Origin of the sequence: Sporosarcina luteola, assembly GCF_023715585.1 — a bacterium.
Taxonomy (GTDB): domain Bacteria; phylum Bacillota; class Bacilli; order Bacillales_A; family Planococcaceae; genus Sporosarcina; species Sporosarcina luteola_D.
Genome location: NZ_JAMBOK010000002.1, coordinates 129,009 through 152,349 on the forward strand (window position 1 = coordinate 129,009; position 23,341 = coordinate 152,349).

Genomic DNA, 23,341 nt, shown 5'->3' on the forward strand with positions numbered 1-23,341 from the left:
ATCTACACTGCCCTTTCCACCATTGAAGCAAACTTACGAAGTCGAACTGATTGGTACCAATGCTTGAACAGAATAAAAATCAGCAACAAATCGACTGCATCGCCGCCATAATACATCAGCATGGCACCGATCCTGGCCTGTTCTTCAGGAACGCCCGTCGGTGGATATGCGTAAATGAATTTTGACAAGATGCCATGACCGGCAAGCGCCAAGATGAAGACAACAGTCCTGTATGGATAACTGAAACGATGGAAGACCGGATCGATATAAACCAAAGAGATTGTGAATAAATAACCGGCTAGAAAGACGTGGATATGAACAATGATGTGGAGCAACAGGTTCGATTGCATCGCCACATATAAATTGGTTGTATAGAGAAGCCATAACCCGCCAATGTTCAAGACAGAAGCAACGAACGGGTGAGTGAAGAAACCAACAAACGAACTTTGCAGCAGTCGGCTAAGCTTTCTTGCTAAATGGACATTTAACGTACGCAATACTAATGTCATAGGCGCGGCAAGTGCAATGAGAAGCGGGGCGAGCATGCCTAGCAGTAAATGCCCTGCCATGTGAGCTGTGAAGTCCGCATGGGATAGACGTGCGAGTGGACCGACCAATGCGGCCGAAGCAATAAACACACCTGCAACGAAAGAAACCGTGCGAAGCCAAGCCCATTTACGAAGTCGGCCACTTCTGTTCGTGAGTAACACGGCCCCAATATATAATCCTATTGCAAGCAGAGCCGGAATGCCAAACAGCAAATCAGTCAATGGAAAATGAGCATCATGCATTGGAGAACGCTCCATTCTCCACCCGTTTGTCACGTTTTGCACTCGCAATCAAACCGATACCTACCGCAATCATGATAGCCGCAGAAATATTCCACGCAAGATCATACGGTAAAATATCGACATTGTACCGGATTTGATGGATGCGCATAAGCTTATGCTGAATCGTACCATCGTAAAGTTGAAAAGCCCCGCCGCCTAGCAATTTTCCTCCCCACCACATCTTATGCCAGAGAGCATTACGCCTCCGTAAATCGGCAACAAGAAATAACCCACCAACAGTCGCAAACCAGCTAAATGCATGAAACAGTCCATCCGAAACGAGCCCGACCGCAACAGTCGATTTATCATAAAATTTATGCCAATGAAGCAGTTGATGAAATAATGTCTCATCGAGAAACGCAACAAAGCCTAATCCGAACAGGATGCCTGACCAAAGGTTTCGACGCGCAAATGGTACTCTGTTATCTGAATGTGCGTCAACGGTATGTATCATTGTCAAAATACTCCTCTCCAAATGGTTTTTTATAAGTATTGCCGTTAGGGAGGAATGATAATCTCTTCTTTCTTAGTATGTCTCCACCTCGTTTTGTGAATGCTGTCTAAAGAATCATTCAGAGGAGGAGAAGTTATGTTGAAGTTACAAACGGGGCTGGAGGGACAGACTGCTTCTTTTGGCGTTGTGAGCGATTGTATCAGGGAGCTTGGATATCACATGGGTGGGAACTGGGATTATGATCAAGGATGTTTCGACCATATTCTGTGCCAGGAAGGCGGCGAAACGATCTACATCCGAATTCCTTTTGTCGTGACGGAAGGCGAGCTCGACGATTATGAAGCCTCCATCAAATTCGGCACACCTTATATCATCAAGCATGTCGTGCATATCGGTCTCGATCGGGACGGTGATTCATTATTGGATGCGACCGGATTTAGTCAATTCCAGCAGCCGATAGACAAGGATGGGAAGATAATTAATAAAAACAGATGGATTCATGCGGGGGAAGTTGCTGTGAAGGATCTGATGGATTGCATGTATGCACAAAATTTATTGAAAACGAGTTGAATTAGATATAAGCAATCCTCCTTGGCAGTAGTAGCTACTAATGATCAATCTAAAGAGCCCGATATACACACAGAATATAAAAAGAAGATGAACACTACATTTTGTAGAGATTCATCTTCTTTCCGTTTAAATGGGCATTTATCAATACCCATATAGCTATTTCATTTATGTGTGTACAACTTAAATCTTTATATCAATCGTCGCATTTTTCTTTAACTCTTCAACCCGCTGGGCAAGTTTTTCCTGCTGTTTTTGCTGCTGAAGGGATTGTTCTATTTGCGATTTTATGTCTTCAAGCTTTGGAACTTCTTGTCCAGTACTCTTTCCTTGTTCCGCATACTGATCATACATTTGTTGAATTTCTTCATCGGTTATTTTACCAACCGGCACTTCCTTGTCAACATACTGTTTAAGTTTAATATCGTCAGCTAATTGAGCTTCAAACGTTTTCATATCGACGCCGGATTGTTTAAGAACAGCTTCGAATTCTTTTTCTGTTTTAAACTGTTTCTTTATTTCAGCTAGTTGCTTGTTTATATCTTCCTCTGAAACTTTATAGCTTTTTTTATCTGCCTCTTGAAGAAGAAGGGTTTGTCCGACCAAGCTGTCAATTGTTTGGTTTTTCAATTGTTCTGCAGCTTCTTTAGAAGTCGGATCTTGTCCCATTTGCTGCATTTGTCCTTGTATGGATGCTAGAGCGATATTATAGTCGCTTCCTAAGATTTCTTCATCATTCACTTTGGCAACAGTTTTATTTTCATCTACTTGCTGTTCTTCTAATTTCTTTTGCATTTCTTCCGTTTGCTTTTGCTGTTCCTTCTGCTGATCGGTTTCCGCTGTTTTTGCTTTATCATCATTTGGGGCTTCTGTACTTTCTTCATTTCCTCCGCATGCTACTAAAACAACGGCCAATAGACCGGTTATTAATGTAAACATCATTTTTTTCATAATCGATCTCCTCCCTTAAGCTAGAAGTATGATTTTCACTAAAAAAATCATCTAGTGCGCATTATAGAGGTAATTCTATGAAAAAGAAACAGTACGCGCTCTCTTTTAATATTTATAACAGGATTGATATATTCTGTAATAATAATGGATATATGTAATAAAGGGCGATACATTGTGTCGTATCGCCCTTTTGTTGGTACTGTCATGGTTGTATTCACCTTTTTGGCTCATAATTAAGCATTTGAAACATTTCTTTCAATTCCTTATCCGTCAAGTCGCGCCATTGTCCGATTGGCAAGTTGCCGAGATGGATGTTCATGATGCGGGTACGTTGGAGGCGTCTGACGTTGTAGCCGAGTGCTGAGCACATACGGCGGATTTGGCGGTTCAGGCCTTGCGTCAACGTGATGTTAAATTTGCGGGGGCCGAGTTGTTTCACTTTGCATGGTTTTGTTATCGTATCGAGGATTTCGACGCCTGATTCCATTTTGTGAATAAATTCCTTTGTAAGCGGGCGGTCAACGGTAACGATATATTCTTTTTCGTGGCCGTGTTCTTCGCGCAGGATTTCATTCACGATGTCGCCGTCATTCGTTAGAAGCAGCAAGCCGTCCGAGTCTTTGTCGAGCCGTCCGATATGGAAGATGCGAAGCGGGTGGTTGACGAAATCGACGACATTCCCTTCGATATGGCGTTCGGTGGTGCTTGTAATGCCGACTGGTTTATTGAGAACGATATAGACGAGCTGCTCTTCGGTTTTCACGGGTTTGCCGTCAACATGGACTTCGTCTCCCTGTTCGACTCTGCTTCCGAGTTCGGCTGGCTTGCCGTTTATGGTGACACGTCCGTCTTCGATCCATTTATCAGCACCCCGCCGGGAGACGATGCCGGCTTCGCTTAAATATTTATTAATTCTCATGAGGTTCACCTTTTTCCGAGTTTCTTTCCCACTATTGTACAGCTTAGGCTGCGAGTATACAAAGTCAGGGGATTACATATATTATCAAAAGGTTGACAATTGATTGAAAGAATAGTAAGGTTAGTACAACTTTTTTGTTCGGAGAGGGTAGAGGCGCCGGGAGCGGTGCCACCCAGGAACAGATGAGCCGAGTTGAGAAGAGCATAGCTGAGAAATTGTTGAATAAGAGGAGTAGCATCGGAATCGCGATGTAGAGAGTCAGTGGGTGGTGGAAACTGATTCGCGGCTGGTGTGAATGGACTTATGAGAGCTGTCTGGAGTTTTCCGGATGGACGTCTTTCCCACGTTACGGGAAGCGCTTTTTTTGGCGCGCCGAGTGGAAGCTGTATGGCTTCAAATAGAGGTGGCAACGCGGGTAATCCGTCCTCTGCAACTGGACTTTTCTGTCCTTTTGCAGAGGGCTTTTTTGTTTTATGCGTGAATTCATGGTTTTATGCGCAAGTATTTCGAAATATGCGAGCTTAGGGTAATTTATGCGTGAAAGGCCAGGATTATGCGCAGATTGCGGAAGTTATGCGTGATTCAACAGATTTATGCGTGAAAAGATTAAGAGTCCGCGAGGAGTAGTTTGGATCAGGGGCGCTTCGTCGCGCCAAAGGCTTTTGACAACTAAAAGGTTTTATTCGAAGGAGTGGACTAGGTAAAGGGTCACGAAATTACAATAACTCTCGTCAATTGATCGATAACTCTGTTGAAATGATCGATAAATGCTGCCAAATGATCGATAACTTCCGGGAAATGACCGATATCACCGGGGAAATGATCGATAACTACACACAAGTAAAAAAGAAGAGGAGAGCTGAGATGGAAAAGACGAGTTTGCGCATTACGGAAAAGAAAATTGAAGGGGATTCACTGACACCGATTCTGATTTTCAGACGTCTGCAAGGACGCCGCCGATTTTTATTGGAAAGTTCGTCGCAACATGAGCGGTCGGGGCGGTATTCGTTCATCGGCGTCGACCCGGTGAAAGCGTATCGCGGAGGGAATGGCCGGTTGGAAGAGTTCATATACGCGACAGGGAAGACGTACGTGCATGAAGGGGATTTGTATGCATTGCTGAAACGGCTCATGCCTCGGATTGCGGAGCATGGAAACTACCCGTTCATGGGCGGCGCAGTCGGATATGTCAGCTATGGGGCGGCGGAGGACGCGCCAGTTCACTCCAATGAAAAGCCTGATGTGCATTTCAATATTTACGATACGGTCATCATCTTCGACCACCTTCAGAACGAAGTGACGTTGCTGCATACGGAAATTCACCCGGAGTATGCGAAGCCTGACTTGGATGCTTTGGCGGAGATGATTACGTCAGGTCCAACAGAAGAAGAGAAGGGTGTATCTGTTTCAGATTACCGATGCGCTATCCCACAACAAGAATTTGAAGACCGGGTCAGGCAGGCGCAGCACTTCATTGAAAAAGGTACGGTTGAGCAGGTTGTCCTTTCCCGTAAACTTGAAGCGGATATCGATGGCGATCCATTCGCGCTGTATCGAAAGCTGCGCAAAAAGAATCCGTCGCCTTATATGTACTATATGGAGTTCGGAGATCATACCGTAATCGGTGCTTCTCCCGAAAGTCTCGTCAGGGTGACAGGTGGAACGGTCATTACAAATCCGATAGCGGGAACACGAAGACGGGGGCACAACGACGAAGAAGATCAAGCATTGGAAGACGAGTTGAGAAGCGATCCGAAAGAGCTTTCGGAACATGACATGTTAGTTGAAGTGAGCAAGAAAGAAATGGCATTGGTCTGTGAACCATCTTCCGTCCACGTATCAACCTATATGGAAACGGTTCGATACGAGCATGTTATGCATCTCGTTTCGGAAGTGGAAGGCACTCTTGCACCGGGCTTGCATGCGCTCGATGCATTGAAGGCGACATTGCCCGCAGGAACAGTTACGGGCTCGCCGAAAAAGATTGCGATGGATATAATTTCACAGCTGGAAGATGAGCCGCGTGGGTTGTATGGCGGCGCAATCGGCTATATAGGATTAAATGGGAATATCGACTTTGCATTGACGATCCGGACGATGACGGTACAGGACGGAATAGCAACCGTGCAGGCGGGAGCTGGGATTGTGAAGGATTCCGTACCGGCTTTGGAATATAAGGAGACAGTGAACAAAGCCCGCTCTCTACTGGAGGCTTTGAAATAAAAGAAAAGACGAGAAGAGGAGAGATGAGCAGTGAAGAATTACACGAGAATAGCAGAGGAAGGCCGTAATTTACGATATGAAGAGATGGAGGATGCAGCAAACAGGATGTTTTCAGATGAAGTGGATCTAGCTGAGATGACTGCGTTTCTTATCGCTTTAGCCAAGAAAGGAGAAACAGCCACAGAAGTGGGGGCATTGGCTGCGGTCATGACTTCTCATGCCATTGAATTCAACGTCCCGGCAGCCCGTTATTTGGACAATTGCGGGACGGGAGGCGACGGGTCGAACTCCTTCAATATTAGTACGACATCTGCTTTTGTCTTGGCTGGCGCCGGCGTGAAAGTGGCGAAACATGGCAACCGGAAAATAACAAGTGCTGCGGGCAGCCAGGATGCACTTGACTCGCTTGGCATCCATTCCAACTTTACATCTGACGATATGGCTAGGATGCTTCAACAGGGAGGGATAGCGTTTCTTTTTGCGCCAATCGTCCATCCGAAAATGAAGAGAATCGGGGAGGCTCGCCGGAAAATCGGGAAGCCGACCATCTTCAACCTCGTCGGACCGCTAACGAACCCGGTTCCGCTAGAGACCCAGTTTACGGGAATCAACCGCCCAGATTTTCTAATGGAATATGCGTCCGTCCTGCGGATGCTGGGAAGGGAAAGGGGACTTGTCGTATCAGGGGCGGGAGGACTTGATGAAGCGTCGCTTGCCGGACAGAATTCATTTGTCCTGATGGATAAAGGTGACTTGATTCCTTTCTCGCTCAATGCGGAAGATGTAGGGCTTTCATACGCTCCTCTATCTGCAATCCGCGGCGGGTCTCCGGAGGAAAACGCTGAGATGATCCGCTCCGTATTGCAAGGGGAACGGGGACCCCGTTTTGACACGGTCGTGTTCAATGCTGGTCTAGGTTTGTTTGCGAACGGCGTGGCGGGTTCTGTTAAGGAAGGGATTGAACAGGCGACCGACAGCATTCTTTCGGGCAACGCGCTCCAAAAATTGGAGGCGGTCGTCGCCTTCAGTGAACAAATCGGGCAGGAGGCGATGGTAAGATGACGATTTTAGAAAAGATTTTACAGACGAAACGGCTTGAAGTGAAACAGCTGCTCATGGAGGAACATGTCGTTTCATGTGAAACAATGTCGAAACGGCCCTCCCTATTTGAAATGCTAAAGGAATCAAATCGTTTGGAAGTCATTTCGGAAATAAAACGCGCTTCGCCTTCGAAGGGGTTGATAGCCGGGAATACGGATCCAGTCGCACAGGCAAAGGCGTATGAACAAGCCGCAGCGGCATGCATCTCGGTATTGACTGATTCCACTTATTTTAAAGGCTCCTTTGACGATTTGGCGGCGGTAGCTGAAGCTGTTGAAATTCCGTTGCTCTGCAAGGATTTCATCATTCATGAAGTGCAGATCGACCGTGCGAAACAAGCGGGCGCTTCCGTCATTTTGCTCATAGTGGCTGCGCTTGACGACGGGACTCTCCAAAGGCTTCACAATTATGCGATGGAACATGGCCTTGAGGTGCTTGTGGAGGTCCATGATGCAAAAGAATTAGAGCGTGCACTCTTAATCAACGCAAAACTGATCGGCGTCAACAACAGGGATTTAAAAACGTTCGATGTGGATCTTGCAAGGACAGAAGAGGTGGCACAGCATTTTCCTTTCAATGAAAACCGCGTGTTCATCAGCGAAAGCGGAATCATGGACGCGGAAGATGCAAAACGGGCGGCTGCAGCTGGGGCGTGTGCTGTCCTCGTAGGCGAATCGCTCATGCGGAGCGCTTCCGTTGAAGACTCGCTCCGTTCACTGCAAGTTCAGAAGGCAGGTGTTCCGTTATGACGAAAGTGAAGATTTGCGGGTTGATGGAGCCGGAGCATGTGCAAGCCGCGGTTGAAGCAGGTGCAGATGCGGTCGGATTCGTATTTGCACCGAGCAGACGCCGTGTCGCGATTGCGCAAGCGAAGGAACTGGCGCGATTCATTCCTGATCATGTCATGAAAATCGGTGTTTTTGTGAATGCGACGCAAGAGGAATTGGAACGGGCTTTTCGGGAAGTGCCGCTCGATTATGTCCAATATCATGGCGATGAAACGGCAGAATTCATTGAAAAAGTTGGACTTCCTTCTATTAAAGTATTATCAGTGCGTGGCAGTGAAGATGTAGCGAAAGTGCATGACTATGAGACGAAGTATGTCTTGTTTGATACACCGGGCGTTGAATTCAAGGGCGGAAGCGGTAAGGTGTTTGATTGGAGTCTGGTGGAGCAGGATGTGCCAACAGACCGCCTGATTTTGGCTGGCGGTCTGAATTCGCAAAATGTGAAGGAAGCGATCCGGCAAGTCCATCCGTTCATGGTGGATGTGTCGAGCGGAGTGGAGATCGATCGCAGAAAAGATGAGGCATTGATCCGTGAGTTTGTTCAAGCAGTGAAAGAGGAGGAAAGCTGAGATGGCAGTAGAGATGAGAAAAGGAAGGTATGGAAAGTTCGGCGGGCAATATGTGCCGGAGACGTTGATGTCTGCATTGATTGAATTGGAGAATGCGTATGGGGAGGCGAAGGCCGATCCGAAGTTTAAGGAGGAACTGGACTATTATTTACGTGATTTCGTCGGTAGGGAGAATCCGCTCTATTTCGCGGAGCGATTGACGGAGAAGGTCGGGGGCGCAAAGATCTTCTTGAAGCGGGAGGATTTGAATCATACAGGTGCCCATAAGATCAATAACTCGCTCGGTCAGGCGCTGCTTGCAATACGGATGGGGAAACGGAAGATCGTGGCTGAGACGGGAGCCGGTCAGCACGGGGTGGCGACGGCGACGGCTTGTGCGTTATTCGGTTTGGAATGCGTCGTCTTCATGGGTAAGGAGGATATCCGCCGGCAGGAGCTGAATGTGTTCCGGATGGAGCTGCTTGGAGCGAAGGTCGTGTCGGTCGACAAGGGATCGGGGACGTTGAAGGATGCTGTCAATGAAGCGCTTCGCTATTGGGTCGCGAATGTAGAGGATACGCATTATATTTTAGGATCCGCGCTCGGCCCGCATCCATTCCCGGAAATTGTGCGTGATTTCCAGCGGGTGATCGGCGTGGAGACGCGGCGGCAGATTGTTGAGAAGGAAGGGCGCTTGCCTGACGCGGTTGTTGCGTGCATTGGAGGCGGAAGCAATGCGATCGGCATGTTCCATCCGTTTGTCGAAGATGAGGGAGTTGCGCTATATGGTGTCGAAGCGGCGGGGAGCGGAGTGGAGACAGGGCTTCATGCGGCTGCAATTGCGGACGGCAAGGAAGGTGTATTGCATGGAGCGTATATGTATATCTTGCAGGACGAGGACGGTTTTATCCAAGAAGCGCATTCGATTTCGGCGGGGCTTGATTACCCGGCAGTCGGACCGGAACATTGTCATCTGCATGATATCGGGAGGGTAAAATATGAGGCTGTAACGGATGCTGGAGCGCTTGAAGGCCTCCAATTGCTCTCAAGGACAGAGGGAATCATCCCTGCCCTCGAAAGTGCTCATGCTATCCAGTTTGCAGTGGAGCTCGCAAAGGGCATGGGGAAGGACCAAATTGTCGTCGTCTGTTTATCCGGACGCGGAGATAAGGATATGCAGACGGTTCGTGATGTGCTCGGAGGTGGAGTAGAATGAAGACGTTAGAGAAGAGAATCCGTGAATGCAATGAGGAAGGCAAAAAGGCGTTCGTGCCTTATATGATGGCGGGCGATGGAGGACTCGGAACGCTGAAGGATAAGCTCCTCTTTTTACAGGAAGCCGGTGTGACGGCAATTGAAATTGGCATACCGTTTTCAGACCCAGTGGCGGATGGTGAGGCGATCCAACAGGCGGGAGCACGGGCACTTGCGGAAGGCGTGACGCTGCGGAACGTGTTGGAGGAGCTTGAACGGTGCAAAGGTGAAGTGGCGGTTCCTCTAGTCGTGATGACGTATTTGAATCCGGTTTTGGCGTACGGAGTGCCGCAATTTGTCGAAGCGTGCCAGCGGGCGGGGATCAATGGCCTGATCATCCCGGATTTTCCGCTTGAGGAGAGCGGGCCGCTTCGCAATGAATTGAGAGGGACGGACATCGCATGGATTCCGCTTGTGTCGTTGACAAGTCCTGATGAACGGATTGCAAGGATAGCCGAAAGCGCGGAGGGGTTTCTATATGCCGTTACCGTCAATGGGATTACAGGCACGCGGAATGATTTCGGTGAGGATATTTACTCTCATTTGCAGCGTGTCAAGCGGATCAGCGCCGTACCGGTATTGGCGGGATTCGGTATATCGACACCGGTGCAAGTGAAGGAGATGGGCGACAACACGGACGGCGTCATCGTCGGCAGTGCGATTGTCGAAGCATTTCATCGGGATGAGTTGGACAAAATCCGCGAATTGGCAGGGACTAGCTCAGGGAAAATTGAAATTGTCAATTAACACTGAAACTTTTCAGGCACCTATGACGTACATATAGCAAAGGAGTTGTACGGCATGGATGTGGATTTGATCAGACAGGAAGTGGAAACAACATATGACAAAGTGAAATCTTTGGCGGGCTGGAGCGTCGACAAGAACGTTGTGTTGACGATTACTTCGTATTATGTGACGGCGGAGAAAGAGTTCAATGCTATGAGTTTCAACCGCGCCATGGCCGCCTTGAAGGATAGGGCAGGCTGGTTTTCACCATTGCGGGGACATCTGCTGCCGATGATGGCTGCTTTTTTAACACAAGCCGAAGACTCGGTGGAAGCGGAAGCAGAGCGTTTGATGGATAAGCAACGGACGTTGAAGCGTGCCGGGTTCCGAAACTCGATCCATTCCTATCTTGCCGCGCTGCTTATGGACGATGACCGCACAAGATTCCAGGAAGAGGCGGACCGTGCTAAAAAGCTATATGATGCGATGAAAAAACAGCATTACTTTCTTACATCTGATGATGATTATGCATATGCAGTATTGCTTGGAAAAATGGAGGAAGATCCTGTGGAGCATGCCAAGGCGATGCGTTCTTATTACGATGCATTGCGTGAAGAAGGTTTCCGGACGGGCAATGAACTTCAATGGCTGTCGCAAGTGATGACGTACATGGATATCGCTTTCCAGCCACGGCTCGTTAACAGGGCCTGGGAACTTTACGAGAGGCTCCGTGAGGAATTAAAAGCGAAGCCCATCCATTATCCGATGGTCGAGTTCCTGACAGTTTTCGAGGTCGAGGACGCGAAAATCGAGGAGATTATCCTGCTTGCAAAGCAATTGGAGCAGTCGAAACGGTTCAAATGGAACAAGGGGATGGCTTTGTCAGTCGCAATCGGCCATGTGATGCATGGGCTGACGGAGAGAGCCGATCAGGTGAGTGTCAGTCTTGCTGCATCCGTCGAATTGATCTTGCAGGCGCAACAGGCGGTGATGGCCGCAACGGTTGCAGCAGTCGCGGCCTCCTCGGCTGCGAGTTCTTCCAATTAATGAAATGAAATAAATAATTAAACAGGAGAAGAGGCTATTGTCATATAACAATGGCTTTTTCTTCCTGTTTTTTTATTGTGTGGGACGAATAGACGAAAAATATTTTAATTTAAAAAATCATTAAGAAAACGTTTACCTAGCAACGTTTGTAACATATTTGTCATATTAGAAATAATACAAGATTTAGATATTCTAAAAAAACAGTATTGTCAGGACTTATGATGTGTAGTATATTGAGTTCAATAACTTCGAATGAAGTCTGAATATTAGTTATTCGGTAAAGTGTCAGTTTGTAAGGAGGAAGTTCTATTGAAAAACCCGGTTTTGGAAATAAAAGATCTTCGTACTTCATTCAATATTAAGGGCGATTATTATGCTGCGGTAGATGGAGTTTCCATTACAGTCCACGAGAACGAAGTCGTTGCAATCGTCGGTGAATCGGGTTGCGGTAAAAGTGCATTAGCCCTTTCTGTAATGGGTTTGCACGACCGGAAATCCACAAAGCTTGATGGACAGGTGAATTTTAACGGGCAAAATTTGCTGACGTTAACACGGTCACGGTTGGACAAAGTGAGAGGGAAGGATATCGGAATGATTTTTCAAGATCCGATGACCGCTCTAAATCCACTCGCGATAATCGGACGGCAGATCGAAGAGCCGATGGATTATCATATGAAACTGTCCGCAAGTGAAAAGAAAAAGCGTACATTGGAACTACTTAGACGGGTGGGCATTAAAAACGAGCAACGCGTCTATGAGCAATATCCGCATGAATTATCGGGTGGGATGAGACAGCGTGTCGTCATCGCAATTGCACTTGCATGTGACCCGGTCCTTCTACTGGCGGATGAGCCTACGACTGCTTTGGACGTTACAATTCAAGCACAAATCATGGATTTAATGAAAGAACTGCAAAACCAGATGAAAACAGGCATCATCCTGATTACGCATGACCTTGGAGTCGTTGCTGAAATGGCAGACCGTGTCGTCGTCATGTATGCAGGGGAAGTCGTTGAAATAGCAGATGTAAAAGACCTTTTTGAAAACCCTTTGCATCCGTATACAAGGTCATTGTTGAATTCTATCCCTTCCAATATGGAAGGAAAAGAGAAATTGCATGTCATTGATGGAATCGTTCCCTCCATTCAGAACCTCGACCGCAAAGGGTGCCGTTTCGCACCGCGGATCGCTTGGATTCCTGAAGAGGACCATGAGGAGATACCGGAAATGCATGAAGCGGCACCGAACCATTTTGTCCGATGCTCATGCTATAAAACGTTCTACTTTCCGGAGGACAGAGTAGGAGAGAGAGAATATGTCGCTACTAACAGTTAATGATTTAAAAGTCCATTACCCGATCCGGGGCGGATTTTTCCGTAAAGTAGTAGACCATGTCAGAGCCGTGGACGGCATCAGTTTTGAATTGCAGCCCGGTGAGACTTATGGTCTGGTTGGAGAATCAGGTTGCGGCAAGACGACTTCCGGCCGTGCGCTTATCGGTTTGAACAAAGTTACAAGCGGGGAAATGCTGTTCGAAGGAAAAGACCTTGCCAAAATGAGCAGGGCTGAAAGACGCAATTATACTAAAGATATTCAGATGATTTTCCAGGACCCGTACTCATCTTTGAACGGGCGGAAAAACGTATTGAACATTATTGCGGAACCTCTTCGCAACTTTGAGAGATTATCTCCGAAAGAGGAGTTATTGAGAGTACAAGAGTTGGTTGCACGTGTTGGTTTAAGCCCTGAATCGATCTATAAATATCCCCACCAATTTTCAGGCGGGCAAAGGCAAAGGATCGGAATCGCTCGTGCACTTGCTTTGAATCCGAAACTGATCATTGCGGATGAGCCGGTTTCCGCGTTGGACGTATCCGTTCAGGCACAAGTATTGAACTTCATGCAGGAAATCCAAGAGGAGTTCAACTTGACGTATCTATTTATCTCGCATGACTTAGGGATCATCCAGCATATGTGCGACCGGATTGGCATTATGTATCGGGGTCGTTTCGTAGAGGAAGGAACGGCATCCGATATCTACAACAACCCACAGCATGTCTATACAAAACGTCTGATTGCAGCGATTCCAGAAATGAATCCAGAAAAACGTTTCGAGAAGATGCATTTGCGTCAGGCAATCAATCAGGAATACCAAACTGAATACAATAACTACTTCGACAAAGATGGGCGGATGTTCGACTTGAAGAGAGTCTCGGATACGCATTCCGTCGCCATGCTATAAGGAGGATGAAGTAAATGTTGAAATTCATTTTACGAAGATCATTGCTCATGATTCCGCAACTCATCCTCCTCAGTCTCATCATCTTCATGCTTTCAAAAGCAATGCCGGGTGATGCGGTAACGGGAGCGTTCATGTCAAACCCTAACGTTTCACAGGAGCAGGTAGAGAAGATTCGTGAAAAATTAGGTCTGAACGATCCGTGGTACGAACAATATGGGCGGTGGATCGGAAAAGCGGTACAAGGTGATTTCGGACAGTCATATGTCCACAAACAGCCAGTAACATCATTATTGGCGGGCAGGATCGAAAATACAGTGCTTCTGTCACTTTTCACAGCAATTGTCATTTATCTGTTAGCCATACCGCTAGGAATTGTAGCGGGAAGATGGACAGATACATGGGCGGATAAAATGATCGTAACCTATAACTATTTTGCTTTTGCGACTCCATTATTCATCTTCGCCTTATTGATGCTTTTCCTTTTCTCTTTCATATTGGGATGGTTTCCGATTGGAGGAAGCGGAAATATACGAATAGACCCAGGAAGCTGGGAATATATCGTCGACAGGGCAAAACATTTATTCCTACCGGTTATGTCAGGTGCTTTAATCGGTACGTACGGAACAATCCAATACTTACGGAATGATATTATCGACCAGAAGATAAAGGATTACGTAAAGACTGCCCGTTCTAAAGGCGTGCCAGAGGGCAAGGTGTACACCCGCCATATCTTGCGGAACTCCCTCTTGCCGATTGCGGCTTTTCTCGGCTATGAAATCACAGGTCTGATTTCCGGTTCAATATTCATTGAATCTATTTACAGTTATCCCGGTCTCGGACAACTTTTCCTTCAATCTATTTCGCAACGAGATTTCACTGTCGTTACGGCACTCGTCATGGTTTCCGGTGCTGCCGTAATAATAGGGACTTTGCTATCGGATATTATCCTTAGCATTGTCGATCCTCGTATACGTATTGAATAGAAGATGAAGAGAAGGAAGAGGGGGGAAAGTAATGACAAATCCAGTCATAGATGAAAAAAAATTGATTGCTCAAGAAAAACTAAATAATCCATCGCTTTTGCGTACGATTTGGCGTGAAATAATGCACGATAAAATGGCATTGGGCTCATTAATTTTGTTTACAATCATTGTATTATCGGCTTACATTTCGCCATTATTTGTTGACCAAACAGCATTGACGCGAGTGAACTTCTTAAACGTCTGGAAGCCGCCTTCCTTAGATAATTGGGTCGGGACAGATGATGGGGGACGGGACGTATTTGGCCAGTTGATGATCGGGACACGGAATTCGCTCACAATCGGAGTTGCAGTCACGCTCATTGCCGGGTTGATTGGTTTGACATACGGCCTGCTATCTGGGTATTACGGAGGCGCAACCGACAATGTTATGATGCGTATTCTTGAATTCCTCATGGTTTTGCCGTCATTGATGTTCATTATTGTATTTGTAACTATTGTACCAAACTATAATGTATTTACATTCATCCTGATCATGAGTATTTTCGCCTGGTTTGGAAAAGCGAGGCTAATCCGCTCCAGGGCTCTTCAGGAAAGGGAGCTTGATTACATCAATGCTTCCAAGACATTAGGGACTCCAAGTTTCAAAATCATGTTCTTTGAAATGTTCCCTAACTTAAGTTCACTCGTCATAGTTAATATGACACTTACGCTTGCTAACAATATCGGGATAGAGACAGGGCTTACTTTCTTAGGATTCGGCCTGCCCGCTGGAACTCCTTCACTTGGAACGTTGATTGCGTTCGCAAGGAATCCCGATATTATCAAGAACAAGTGGTGGGTTTGGTTACCTGCAGCATTGCTGATCCTAGTAATGATGCTGTGTATAAATTACATCGGGCAAGCGGTGAAACGCGCGTCTGATGCAAGGCAGAGATTAGCCTAAAAAATAAGGGGAGGTAATACAAATGGCAAAGAAGCAGTTTATGCTACTTGCGAGTCTGTTGCTTGTTCTCAGCGTATTTTTAGCTGCATGTACTGGCAAGGAAAAAGATGGAGCTGGTGAGAAAGAACCGGCAAAAGATCCAGAGAAAGGAACAGAAGAAACAAAAGAAGACCCAGTGGAAGAAGATCCAACCGCTGGCCTTGATTTCCCGATGGATGTATCGAACAAAGCTGATGTGAAGGAAGACGGAGAGTTAACTTGGGCTATGGTTACGGACACTCCGTTTGAAGGTACGTTAAGCCGTGTGTTCTACTCAGGGACATTTGACGCTGAAGTTATCTCTAAATTTGATGAGTCTCTACTAGGTTCAGATGGGGACTACTTAATTACTAATGACGGTGCTGCTACTTACGAAATCTCAGATGACAATAAAACAATCACGTTAACAATTAAAGACGGGGTAAAATGGCATGACGGCGAGCCGGTAAAAGCAAGCGACCTTCTTTACTCTTACCAATTGCTTGGCCACCCTGACTACACTGGAGACCGTTACGATTTCATGATTGAAAACGTAGTTGGTATGCCGGATTACAACGCAGGTAAAACAACAGAAATCTCGGGTATCGAAGTTTCAGAGGATGAGAAGAAAATTTCCATCACTTACACAGAAGCAACACCATCGCTTTTATCCGGAATTTGGACATATGCAACTCCTAGACACCACGTCGGGGATGTCATGACGGGCGAACTTACAATCGAAGAACTTGAAGCTTCCGATAAAATCCGTGTGAACCCAATCGGTTTCGGACCATACAAAGTTGAAAAAATCATCCCTGGTGAATCTGTACTGTACGTCCGCAATGATGACTACTGGCAAGGTAAACCAAATCTTAAATCATTGGTATTGAAAGTTGTAAGCTCCGCTTCTATCCTTGAAGCACTTAAGAAAGGGGAAGCTGATATCGCTTCAGTCCCAGTTGATCAATATCTAAACGCAAAAGAAATCGACAATATTGAATTGTTAGCGAAAGTAGACCTTGCATATACTTACATTGGTTTCAAACTTGGTAAGTGGGATGCAGAAAAGAAAACAAACGTAACAGATCCAAATGCAAAACTGGCTAACAAACTTGTTCGTCAAGCTATGTGGTATGCAATGGACAACGAAACAGTCGGTAAAGAACTTTACCACGGTCTCCGTTTCCCTGCAACATCATTGATCATTCCTGTATTCGCAAGCTTCCATGATGCGGACCTTGAAACACCATCTTATGATCCTGAAAAAGCGAAAGAACTTCTTGACGAAGCAGGATATAAAGACGTTAATGGCGATGGAATTCGTGAAAATGACAAAGGTGAAGAATTCGTTCTTAACTTCGCTTCTATGTCCGGTGGAGAAACTGCTGAGCCGATTGCACAGTGGTATATGCAAAACTGGGCTGACGTCGGTATTAAAGTACAACTTCTAGACGGACGTCTACACGAATTCAACTCGTTCTATGACATGGTTAAAGCAGATGATCCGAAAATCGACATCTATCAAGGTGCATGGGGAACTGGTTCTGATCCGGATCCATCTGGCCTATACGGTAGAGATGCTGCATTCAACTACAGCCGTTACACAAGCGAGAAGAACGACGAGCTTCTTGCAGCTGGTGTATCTGAGAAGGCATTTGATTCCGATTACCGTAAAGATATCTACAAACAATGGCAAGCGCTAATGGCTGAAGAAGTTCCGGTTGCACCAACTGTATACCGTTACGCTTTAATGGGTGTTAACAAACGCGTTGTTAACTACTCTATCGACCCAGCTACAGACCTATGGTTGTATCATTTGGGTGTAAGTGAATAAGTAATTATCGGTTCTAATCGATAATCAACCGCCATCCGGGAAACTGGGTGGCGGTTTTATTTTTTGAAACTATATTGTAATATTCTTAAAAATTTGATAGGATTAAACTTACCAATTGACCGACTAGACTATCAATTCAGAGAGATGAAGAGATGGGGGAACTAGAAATGAAGATTTACATATCCGTCGATATGGAAGGCATCACGGGACTGCCTGATTACACATTTGTCGATTCTGCCAGGCATAATTATGAACGTGCGCGGCGTATTATGACGGAGGAAGCAAACGCAATCATCCGCTCAGCAATCGGACAAGGAGCTGATCAGGTCCTTGTGAACGACAGCCACTCCAAAATGAATAATCTGCTTGTGGAGGAGTTACACCCTGATGCGGATTTGATAACAGGTGATTTGAAAGCGTTTTCTATGGTGCAGGCACTGGATGAGTCGTTTGACGGTGCTATCTTTGCCGGATACCACGCAAGAGCCGGTCAGCCGGGTGTCATGAGCCATTCGATGACCTTTGGCGTCAGGAATATGCATATCAATGACGTAGCTATCGGCGAGCTCGGATTTAATGCATATGTAGCGGGTTATTACGGAGTTCCCGTCATCATGGTTGCCGGGGATGATCGTGCATGCAAGGAAGCGGAGGATTTAATTCCGGGAATAGTGACAGCTGCTGTCAAGCAGTCAATCTCCCGTTCAGCCGTGAAGACGTTGCATCCAACTAAAGCGCACGCATTGATTGAAGAAAAAACTGCAGAAGCGATGGCCAAACGGTCAGCAATTAAACCGCTCGTACCGCCGGTAAATCCGGTTTTGCGGATCGAGTTTACGAACTATGGTCAAGCGGAATGGGCCGCTCTCATGCCAGGTTGTGAAATCGAGCCGGGGACAACAATCGTGAAATTTGAAGCGAAAGATATTCTGGAAGCGTACCGGGCTATGCTTGTCATGGTCGAATTGGCAATGCAAACAAAGTTCTGCTAAGGGGGATGGCGCATGGCAATTTACATAGTTAAGAGATTCTTCATGATGATTGCGACAATCCTCATCATTGCGACACTGACATTTTTCTTAATGCATTCGATACCAGGCTCGCCGTTCGATGAAGAGCGGACATCGAATCCGACAATCCAGGCGAACCTGGAGAAGTTCTATAAGCTGGATCAACCGACGCATGTGCAATACGCTCACTACTTGAAGTCAATTGCAACGTTTGACTTCGGACCTTCCATTAAAAAACCGAATGAGTCGGTGAATAAATTACTTGCCAGAGGCTTTCCGATTTCATTCGAGTTAGGAATGGTGACGATACTCGTCGCTGTCATATCGGGGATTACACTAGGCACATTTGCTGCCTTGCGACATAACGGCATCATCGATTACGCGGCGATGGCATTCGCAGTAGTCGGGATATCTGTCCCGAACTTCGTATTGGCGACGGTGCTGATCCAGCAAGTGGCGGTCAACTGGAATCTGCTGCCGCCCGCCACGTGGAGCAGCCCTCTCCATATGATTTTGCCAACATTGGCGCTCGCCACAGGTCCGACAGCAATTATTGCACGTCTGACAAGGTCGAGCATGCTGGAAGTGCTGACGCAGGATTATATGAAAATGGCGAGGGCGAAAGGATTATCGCCGATGCGCATCGTCCTTCGGCACGCATTGCGTAATGCGCTCATGCCGATTGTAACAATCATGGGGACGATGCTTGCGGGGATTTTGACGGGAACATTCGTTATTGAAAAGATTTTTGCGATTCCGGGCATGGGGAAATACTTCGTCGAAAGCATCAACAACCGGGATTATCCGGTCATCATGGGTTCGACCGTATTCTATAGCGCGTTCCTCGTATTCATGTTGTTTTTAGTAGATATCGTCTATGGATTCCTTGATCCGCGCATTAAACTTCACCGAAAGGAAGGTGATGCGTGATGGTAAGTCACCAGCAAAACGTTCAAGTCCCGGATGAATGGTTCAAACCAATAGGGAAAGATGCGGAGAAAGCGGAATCGGTCGTACGTCCATCACTTTCCTATTGGAAGGATGCCTGGCGCAGATTGCGCAAGAACAAATTGGCGATGGGTGGACTCGTATTCTTAATTGTCCTGACATTGTTCGCAATCTTTGCTCCGATTCTATCACCACATAATATAGAGACGACGCAATATGCAAACCAGAATTTGCCGCCGTCTTCAAAACATTGGTTTGGAACGGACGACAAAGGATGGGACGTCTTTACGAGAACTTGGCATGGCGCCCGCGTTTCACTGTTCGTCGGTGTTGCCGCCGCTTTGATCGACTTTTTCATCGGCATCATCTACGGCGGAATCAGCGGTTATAAAGGCGGGAGGACGGACACCGTCATGATGAGGATCATTGAAATCCTTTATGGACTACCTCATCTGCTTGTCGTCATTCTGTTAATGGTCATCATGGGTCCAAGCCTGACAACAATCATCGTTGCGCTGACAATTACCGGATGGGTCGGTATGGCTCGTATTGTCAGGGGGCAGGTGCTGCAAATCAAAAACTATGAATTTGTTACTGCTTCGAAATCTTTTGGAGCGAGAACACCTAGAATTATTCGGAAGAATCTGCTGCCCAACACAATGGGACCGATCATTGTCCAAATGACGTTGACTGTGCCGAGCGCTATTTTCGCGGAAGCCTTTTTAAGTTTCATCGGGCTCGGAATCCAAGCGCCTGTTGCGAGCTGGGGGGTCATGGCGAATGACGCCTTGCCTGTCATCCTGTCAGGGCATTGGTGGAGGTTATTTTTCCCGGCGTTCTTCATTTCAATGACAATGTTTGCATTTAACGTCCTCGGAGACGGTATGCAAGATGCACTTGATCCGAAACTGAGGGGGTGAATGGATTGGAAGATAGGAAATTTGCGCCGATTGATGAAAATCAAGGCGGAACAGCGATTGCTTCTGAACCAAAACGATTGCGCAAGCGGACTAAAACATTTACGGATGTCATGCTCTCCGTTCAGGACCTCCATGTATCGTTCAAGACGTTCGGAGGGGAAGTACAAGCTCTGCGCGGCGTTTCGTTTAATCTCTATAAAGGGGAGACGCTTGCCATCGTCGGGGAGTCTGGCTGTGGAAAGAGCGTTACCGCGAATACAATCATGGGACTCATTCCGAAGCCTGCAGGGCGCATTAAAAATGGAAAAGTCCTGTTTAAAGGCAAGGATTTGACGAAGCTCGATAAATCCGAGATGAGAAAGGTGCAAGGGGTCGACATTTCGATGATCTTCCAAGATCCGATGACCGCCTTGAATCCGACGCTTAAAATCGGCGAGCAGTTGACGGAAGGGTTGCGGACCCATCAAAAAGTGAGTAAAGCCGAGGCGCGCGAAAAAGCGATCAAACTTCTGGAAGTTGTCGGCATACCGAATCCGGAAGAACGGATGAAACAATATCCCCATCAGTTTTCCGGAGGAATGCGTCAGCGGATTGTCATTGCAATCGCCCTGATCTGCGAGCCTGAACTGCTTATTGCAGATGAGCCGACAACTGCACTCGACGTTACAATCCAGGCGCAGATCCTCGAACTATTCGAAGAGATCCAGGAACGTACAGGCGTTTCGATCATTCTCATCACGCACGATTTGGGGGTCGTGGCGAAAATCGCAGATCGGATCGCGGTCATGTACGCAGGGAAAGTCATTGAAATCGGCGATAAGCGCGAAGTGTTCTACACGCCGCAGCATCCTTATACAAATGGGCTTCTCGCTTCCGTTCCGAGGCTCGACTTGAAGGAAGAGGAACTTCAGCCGATCGAAGGGACCCCGCCGGATCTATTCTCTCCGCCGAACGGTTGTCCGTTCACAGCGAGATGCCCGTTCGCCATGGAAGTATGTGAACGCGTCTATCCCGCAACAACAGGCTTATCCGAAACCCATGCGGTCGATTGCTGGCTGCAGGATGAAAGGGCGAAGCAAGTGATTGGTCACAATTAGGTTTTTTGCACGAAAGTGCTTAGCAAGTCATATATAAACAAAGGGGGCTATCGGTATGAAGAAGTGGTTATCATTTTTGATGGTGGCAATGCTTGCACTTGTTCTTGCGGCATGTACTGCAAACAAGGAAGCGGGCAAGGAGCCTGAAAAACCGGCGGAAAATACGTCGACTGATGAAGGAAAAGAAGAAGGCAAGAAGGATGAGGACGTTGCCATCGAGAAGACTCTTCTTATGAATAACGGGGAAGAGCCGACTTCGTTCGATCCGTCCATCGGGTTCAACGCAGTATCCTGGAGTGCACTTAACAATATCATGGAAGGTCTGACACGTCTTGATAAGGATCATAGAGCGGTCGAGGCGACAGCTGAAAAAATTGATGTCTCCGATGACGGGTTGACGTATACATTCACAATCCGTGATGGTGCTAAATGGTCGAATGGCGATCCGGTTGTGGCAGGCGATTTCGTTTTCGCATGGAAGCATATGCTTAATCCGGAAACAGCGTCTCCGGCAGCATTCCTTGCATACTTCATCGAAGGTGCGGAAGCATACAATAACGGGGAAGGCTCCGCTGATGACATCGCTATCGAAGCGAAGGATGAAAAGACGTTCGTCGTCAAGTTGACGTCTCCGAACGAAGCATTTTTGAACATCATCACAAACCCAAGCTTCTTCCCGATCAACGAAAAAGTGGCTTCTGCTGATCCGAATTGGCATACGGAAGCTGCAACTTTCGTAGGGAACGGGCCATTCAAATTGTCCGCATGGAGTCACGATGTAAGTTTTGAATTTGAAAAGAACGAACATTACTGGGATGCAGACGCGGTCCAGTTGGATAAAGTCCACTGGGCAATGGTCAACGACGATACGACTGCATATCAAATGTATCAAGCAAATGAGTTGGATGTGACAAGCGTTCCATCTGAAATCGCAGACCAAATGAAGGATAGCAAAGAACTACGCATCGACGATCAAGCGGGCTTGTATTTCTACCGCTTCAACACATCAATGGAACCATTCACGAATAAAAAAATCCGCCAAGCATTCGCATACGCGGTTGATCAAGAGGAAATCGTCAATTTTGTAACGAAAAACGGCGAGAAGCCTGCACATGGCTTCGTCACATACGGCTTCATCGGGCCGGACGGGAAAGAATTCCGTGAAACTGTAGGCGACCTCGTCTCCTACAACCCGGAAAAAGCGAAACAGCTCTTAGAAGAGGGAATGAAAGAAGAAGGTTATGCTGAACTTCCGAAAGTGACACTTTCTTATTCAACGAGCGAAACGCACCAGAATATCGCAATTGCGCTTCAATCGAAATTCAAAGAAGTGCTCGGCGTTGACGCAGCACTTCAAAACGTGGAAAGCGGAGTATTCCTTTCCGAGCAAAAAGAGTTCAAGTACCAAATGTCCCGTTCCTCGTTCCTGCATGACTATGCAGATCCTGTGAACGCGCTTGAAAGCTTCATCACCGGCTCTTCCATGAACCGTACAACATGGTCGAATGCTGAATATGATAAGCTCATTGCGGATATTAAAAACGAAACGGATGAAAATAAACGCTGGGAGTTATTGAAACAGGCAGATAAGCTTCTCATGGATGAAATGCCTGTCTTCCCACTATACTTCTACAACTCGACATCGCTTGAAAAAGAAGGCGTTTCCGGCATTCTTCGCCACCCTGTCGGCTATGTCGACTTGAAATACGCAGATAAGAACTAATGATTGAACAAGTCGCGGTGTCCGTCATGGCGCCGCGACTTTCCAATTGGAGTTCGCGGGGAATCTAATTAAATGTAAGCAATTAGTCGCGCCAAATGCCTTTAGACCATTCATGAACTAGTTGCAGGCGTTATGCGTGAATAAAATGATTTATGCGTGTTTTCGAGCGTTTATGCTTAACTCCATTGATTTATGCGCGAGAAATGAAATTTATG

At 46.8% G+C, this 23,341-nt stretch carries 22 protein-coding genes and 1 other annotated feature; of the genes, 18 read left to right on the forward strand and 4 right to left on the reverse strand.

The genetic code is table 11. The annotated features are described in order from the left end of the window. Positions 1–2: 2 nt before the first annotated feature. Together M3193_RS10930 and M3193_RS10935 are read right to left on the reverse strand one after the other, a co-directional pair. Positions 3–791 carry a cytochrome c oxidase assembly protein gene (locus M3193_RS10930; RefSeq protein WP_251627562.1) on the reverse strand — a complete coding sequence of 263 codons (789 nt, stop codon included), beginning with the start codon at positions 789–791 and terminating at the stop codon, positions 3–5. Further along, on the reverse strand, positions 784–1,284 hold the full coding sequence (locus M3193_RS10935) for a DUF2243 domain-containing protein (protein ID WP_251627563.1): 501 nt from the start codon (positions 1,282–1,284) through the stop codon (positions 784–786). Before M3193_RS10935 ends, M3193_RS10930 begins: the two co-directional genes overlap by 8 nt. A gap of 135 nt (positions 1,285–1,419) precedes the next feature. On the opposite strand from M3193_RS10935, the gene M3193_RS10940 reads away from it, so the two are divergent. After that, entirely contained in the window at positions 1,420–1,854 is a 435-nt protein-coding gene (locus tag M3193_RS10940; protein WP_251627564.1) for a YugN family protein, read from the forward strand. Positions 1,855–2,034: 180 nt separating this feature from the next. Here the strand turns inward: M3193_RS10940 and M3193_RS10945 are convergent, their stop codons facing one another. Then, a complete protein-coding gene (locus M3193_RS10945) occupies positions 2,035–2,802 on the reverse strand; it encodes a SurA N-terminal domain-containing protein (RefSeq protein WP_251627565.1) in 768 nt (255 codons plus the stop codon). 214 nt (positions 2,803–3,016) lie between these two features. Next, positions 3,017–3,721, reverse strand: a complete 705-nt coding sequence (rluF, locus tag M3193_RS10950; protein ID WP_251627572.1) for a 23S rRNA pseudouridine(2604) synthase RluF — start codon at positions 3,719–3,721, stop codon at positions 3,017–3,019. A 209-nt stretch (positions 3,722–3,930) separates the two neighbouring features. Beyond that, positions 3,931–4,152 (forward strand) — a binding site (T-box leader). 346 nt (positions 4,153–4,498) lie between these two features. Here rluF and M3193_RS10955 point away from each other — a divergent pair. The 17 genes from M3193_RS10955 (at position 4,499) to M3193_RS11035 (ending at position 23,126) form a co-directional block, all read left to right on the forward strand. Beyond that, positions 4,499–5,944, forward strand: coding sequence for an anthranilate synthase component I family protein (locus M3193_RS10955; protein WP_251627574.1), 1,446 nt, complete (start codon positions 4,499–4,501; stop codon positions 5,942–5,944). A gap of 30 nt (positions 5,945–5,974) precedes the next feature. After that, complete coding sequence (trpD, locus tag M3193_RS10960) at positions 5,975–7,006, forward strand: anthranilate phosphoribosyltransferase (protein ID WP_353056398.1); 1,032 nt, start codon at positions 5,975–5,977, stop codon at positions 7,004–7,006. Continuing rightward, positions 7,003–7,794: an indole-3-glycerol phosphate synthase TrpC gene (gene trpC, locus M3193_RS10965; RefSeq protein ID WP_251627576.1), complete on the forward strand. Its 792-nt coding sequence runs from the start codon at positions 7,003–7,005 to the stop codon at positions 7,792–7,794. The genes trpD and trpC overlap by 4 nt, the downstream gene beginning before the upstream one ends. Then, positions 7,791–8,402 carry a phosphoribosylanthranilate isomerase gene (locus M3193_RS10970; RefSeq protein ID WP_251627578.1) on the forward strand — a complete coding sequence of 204 codons (612 nt, stop codon included), beginning with the start codon at positions 7,791–7,793 and terminating at the stop codon, positions 8,400–8,402. Before trpC ends, M3193_RS10970 begins: the two co-directional genes overlap by 4 nt. 1 nt (position 8,403) lies before the next feature. Further along, the gene (gene trpB / locus M3193_RS10975; protein ID WP_251627580.1) at positions 8,404–9,597 is read left to right on the forward strand and encodes a tryptophan synthase subunit beta; all 1,194 of its coding nucleotides are present in this window, start codon (positions 8,404–8,406) and stop codon (positions 9,595–9,597) included. Continuing rightward, positions 9,594–10,382 (forward strand): tryptophan synthase subunit alpha, encoded by a 789-nt coding sequence (trpA, locus tag M3193_RS10980; RefSeq protein ID WP_251627582.1) that lies wholly within the window; start codon positions 9,594–9,596, stop codon positions 10,380–10,382. Before trpB ends, trpA begins: the two co-directional genes overlap by 4 nt. A gap of 54 nt (positions 10,383–10,436) precedes the next feature. Then, positions 10,437–11,408 (forward strand): DUF4003 family protein, encoded by a 972-nt coding sequence (locus M3193_RS10985; protein ID WP_251627584.1) that lies wholly within the window; start codon positions 10,437–10,439, stop codon positions 11,406–11,408. A 309-nt stretch (positions 11,409–11,717) separates the two neighbouring features. Next, positions 11,718–12,743 (forward strand): ABC transporter ATP-binding protein, encoded by a 1,026-nt coding sequence (locus M3193_RS10990; RefSeq protein ID WP_251627586.1) that lies wholly within the window; start codon positions 11,718–11,720, stop codon positions 12,741–12,743. Further along, on the forward strand, positions 12,724–13,650 hold the full coding sequence (locus M3193_RS10995; RefSeq protein WP_251627588.1) for an ABC transporter ATP-binding protein: 927 nt from the start codon (positions 12,724–12,726) through the stop codon (positions 13,648–13,650). Before M3193_RS10990 ends, M3193_RS10995 begins: the two co-directional genes overlap by 20 nt. Positions 13,651–13,664: 14 nt before the next feature. Next, complete coding sequence (opp4B, locus tag M3193_RS11000; protein WP_251627590.1) at positions 13,665–14,633, forward strand: oligopeptide ABC transporter permease; 969 nt, start codon at positions 13,665–13,667, stop codon at positions 14,631–14,633. Positions 14,634–14,664: 31 nt separating this feature from the next. Next, positions 14,665–15,576, forward strand: a complete 912-nt coding sequence (locus M3193_RS11005; RefSeq protein WP_251627592.1) for an ABC transporter permease — start codon at positions 14,665–14,667, stop codon at positions 15,574–15,576. Between the two features lie 22 nt (positions 15,577–15,598). After that, positions 15,599–17,428 carry an oligopeptide ABC transporter substrate-binding protein gene (gene opp4A / locus M3193_RS11010; protein ID WP_251627594.1) on the forward strand — a complete coding sequence of 610 codons (1,830 nt, stop codon included), beginning with the start codon at positions 15,599–15,601 and terminating at the stop codon, positions 17,426–17,428. Positions 17,429–17,595: 167 nt separating this feature from the next. Beyond that, positions 17,596–18,420 (forward strand): M55 family metallopeptidase, encoded by an 825-nt coding sequence (locus tag M3193_RS11015; protein ID WP_251627596.1) that lies wholly within the window; start codon positions 17,596–17,598, stop codon positions 18,418–18,420. A 12-nt stretch (positions 18,421–18,432) separates the two neighbouring features. Then, positions 18,433–19,368, forward strand: coding sequence for an ABC transporter permease (locus M3193_RS11020; RefSeq protein ID WP_251627597.1), 936 nt, complete (start codon positions 18,433–18,435; stop codon positions 19,366–19,368). Next, complete coding sequence (locus tag M3193_RS11025) at positions 19,368–20,306, forward strand: ABC transporter permease (RefSeq protein WP_251628270.1); 939 nt, start codon at positions 19,368–19,370, stop codon at positions 20,304–20,306. Before M3193_RS11020 ends, M3193_RS11025 begins: the two co-directional genes overlap by 1 nt. A gap of 110 nt (positions 20,307–20,416) precedes the next feature. Then, positions 20,417–21,403, forward strand: a complete 987-nt coding sequence (locus M3193_RS11030) for an ABC transporter ATP-binding protein (RefSeq protein ID WP_251628272.1) — start codon at positions 20,417–20,419, stop codon at positions 21,401–21,403. Between the two features lie 55 nt (positions 21,404–21,458). Continuing rightward, positions 21,459–23,126: a peptide ABC transporter substrate-binding protein gene (locus M3193_RS11035; RefSeq protein ID WP_251627599.1), complete on the forward strand. Its 1,668-nt coding sequence runs from the start codon at positions 21,459–21,461 to the stop codon at positions 23,124–23,126. Positions 23,127–23,341: the final 215 nt, after the last annotated feature.

Excerpts from the sequence above, each read along its gene's own strand:
- M3193_RS10930 (WP_251627562.1), bottom strand. The coding sequence starts at position 791 with ATGCATGATGCTCATTTTCCATTGACTGATTTGCTGTTTGGCATTCCG.
- M3193_RS10935 (WP_251627563.1), bottom strand. The coding sequence starts at position 1,284 with ATGATACATACCGTTGACGCACATTCAGATAACAGAGTACCATTTGCG.
- M3193_RS10940 (WP_251627564.1), top strand. The coding sequence starts at position 1,420 with ATGTTGAAGTTACAAACGGGGCTGGAGGGACAGACTGCTTCTTTTGGC.
- M3193_RS10945 (WP_251627565.1), bottom strand. The coding sequence starts at position 2,802 with ATGAAAAAAATGATGTTTACATTAATAACCGGTCTATTGGCCGTTGTT.
- rluF (WP_251627572.1), bottom strand. The coding sequence starts at position 3,721 with ATGAGAATTAATAAATATTTAAGCGAAGCCGGCATCGTCTCCCGGCGG.
- M3193_RS10955 (WP_251627574.1), top strand. The coding sequence starts at position 4,499 with ATGATCGATAACTTCCGGGAAATGACCGATATCACCGGGGAAATGATC.
- trpC (WP_251627576.1), top strand. The coding sequence starts at position 7,003 with ATGACGATTTTAGAAAAGATTTTACAGACGAAACGGCTTGAAGTGAAA.
- M3193_RS10970 (WP_251627578.1), top strand. The coding sequence starts at position 7,791 with ATGACGAAAGTGAAGATTTGCGGGTTGATGGAGCCGGAGCATGTGCAA.
- trpB (WP_251627580.1), top strand. The coding sequence starts at position 8,404 with ATGGCAGTAGAGATGAGAAAAGGAAGGTATGGAAAGTTCGGCGGGCAA.
- trpA (WP_251627582.1), top strand. The coding sequence starts at position 9,594 with ATGAAGACGTTAGAGAAGAGAATCCGTGAATGCAATGAGGAAGGCAAA.
- M3193_RS10985 (WP_251627584.1), top strand. The coding sequence starts at position 10,437 with ATGGATGTGGATTTGATCAGACAGGAAGTGGAAACAACATATGACAAA.
- M3193_RS10995 (WP_251627588.1), top strand. The coding sequence starts at position 12,724 with ATGTCGCTACTAACAGTTAATGATTTAAAAGTCCATTACCCGATCCGG.
- opp4B (WP_251627590.1), top strand. The coding sequence starts at position 13,665 with ATGTTGAAATTCATTTTACGAAGATCATTGCTCATGATTCCGCAACTC.
- M3193_RS11005 (WP_251627592.1), top strand. The coding sequence starts at position 14,665 with ATGACAAATCCAGTCATAGATGAAAAAAAATTGATTGCTCAAGAAAAA.
- opp4A (WP_251627594.1), top strand. The coding sequence starts at position 15,599 with ATGGCAAAGAAGCAGTTTATGCTACTTGCGAGTCTGTTGCTTGTTCTC.
- M3193_RS11015 (WP_251627596.1), top strand. The coding sequence starts at position 17,596 with ATGAAGATTTACATATCCGTCGATATGGAAGGCATCACGGGACTGCCT.
- M3193_RS11020 (WP_251627597.1), top strand. The coding sequence starts at position 18,433 with ATGGCAATTTACATAGTTAAGAGATTCTTCATGATGATTGCGACAATC.
- M3193_RS11025 (WP_251628270.1), top strand. The coding sequence starts at position 19,368 with ATGGTAAGTCACCAGCAAAACGTTCAAGTCCCGGATGAATGGTTCAAA.
- M3193_RS11030 (WP_251628272.1), top strand. The coding sequence starts at position 20,417 with ATGCTCTCCGTTCAGGACCTCCATGTATCGTTCAAGACGTTCGGAGGG.
- M3193_RS11035 (WP_251627599.1), top strand. The coding sequence starts at position 21,459 with ATGAAGAAGTGGTTATCATTTTTGATGGTGGCAATGCTTGCACTTGTT.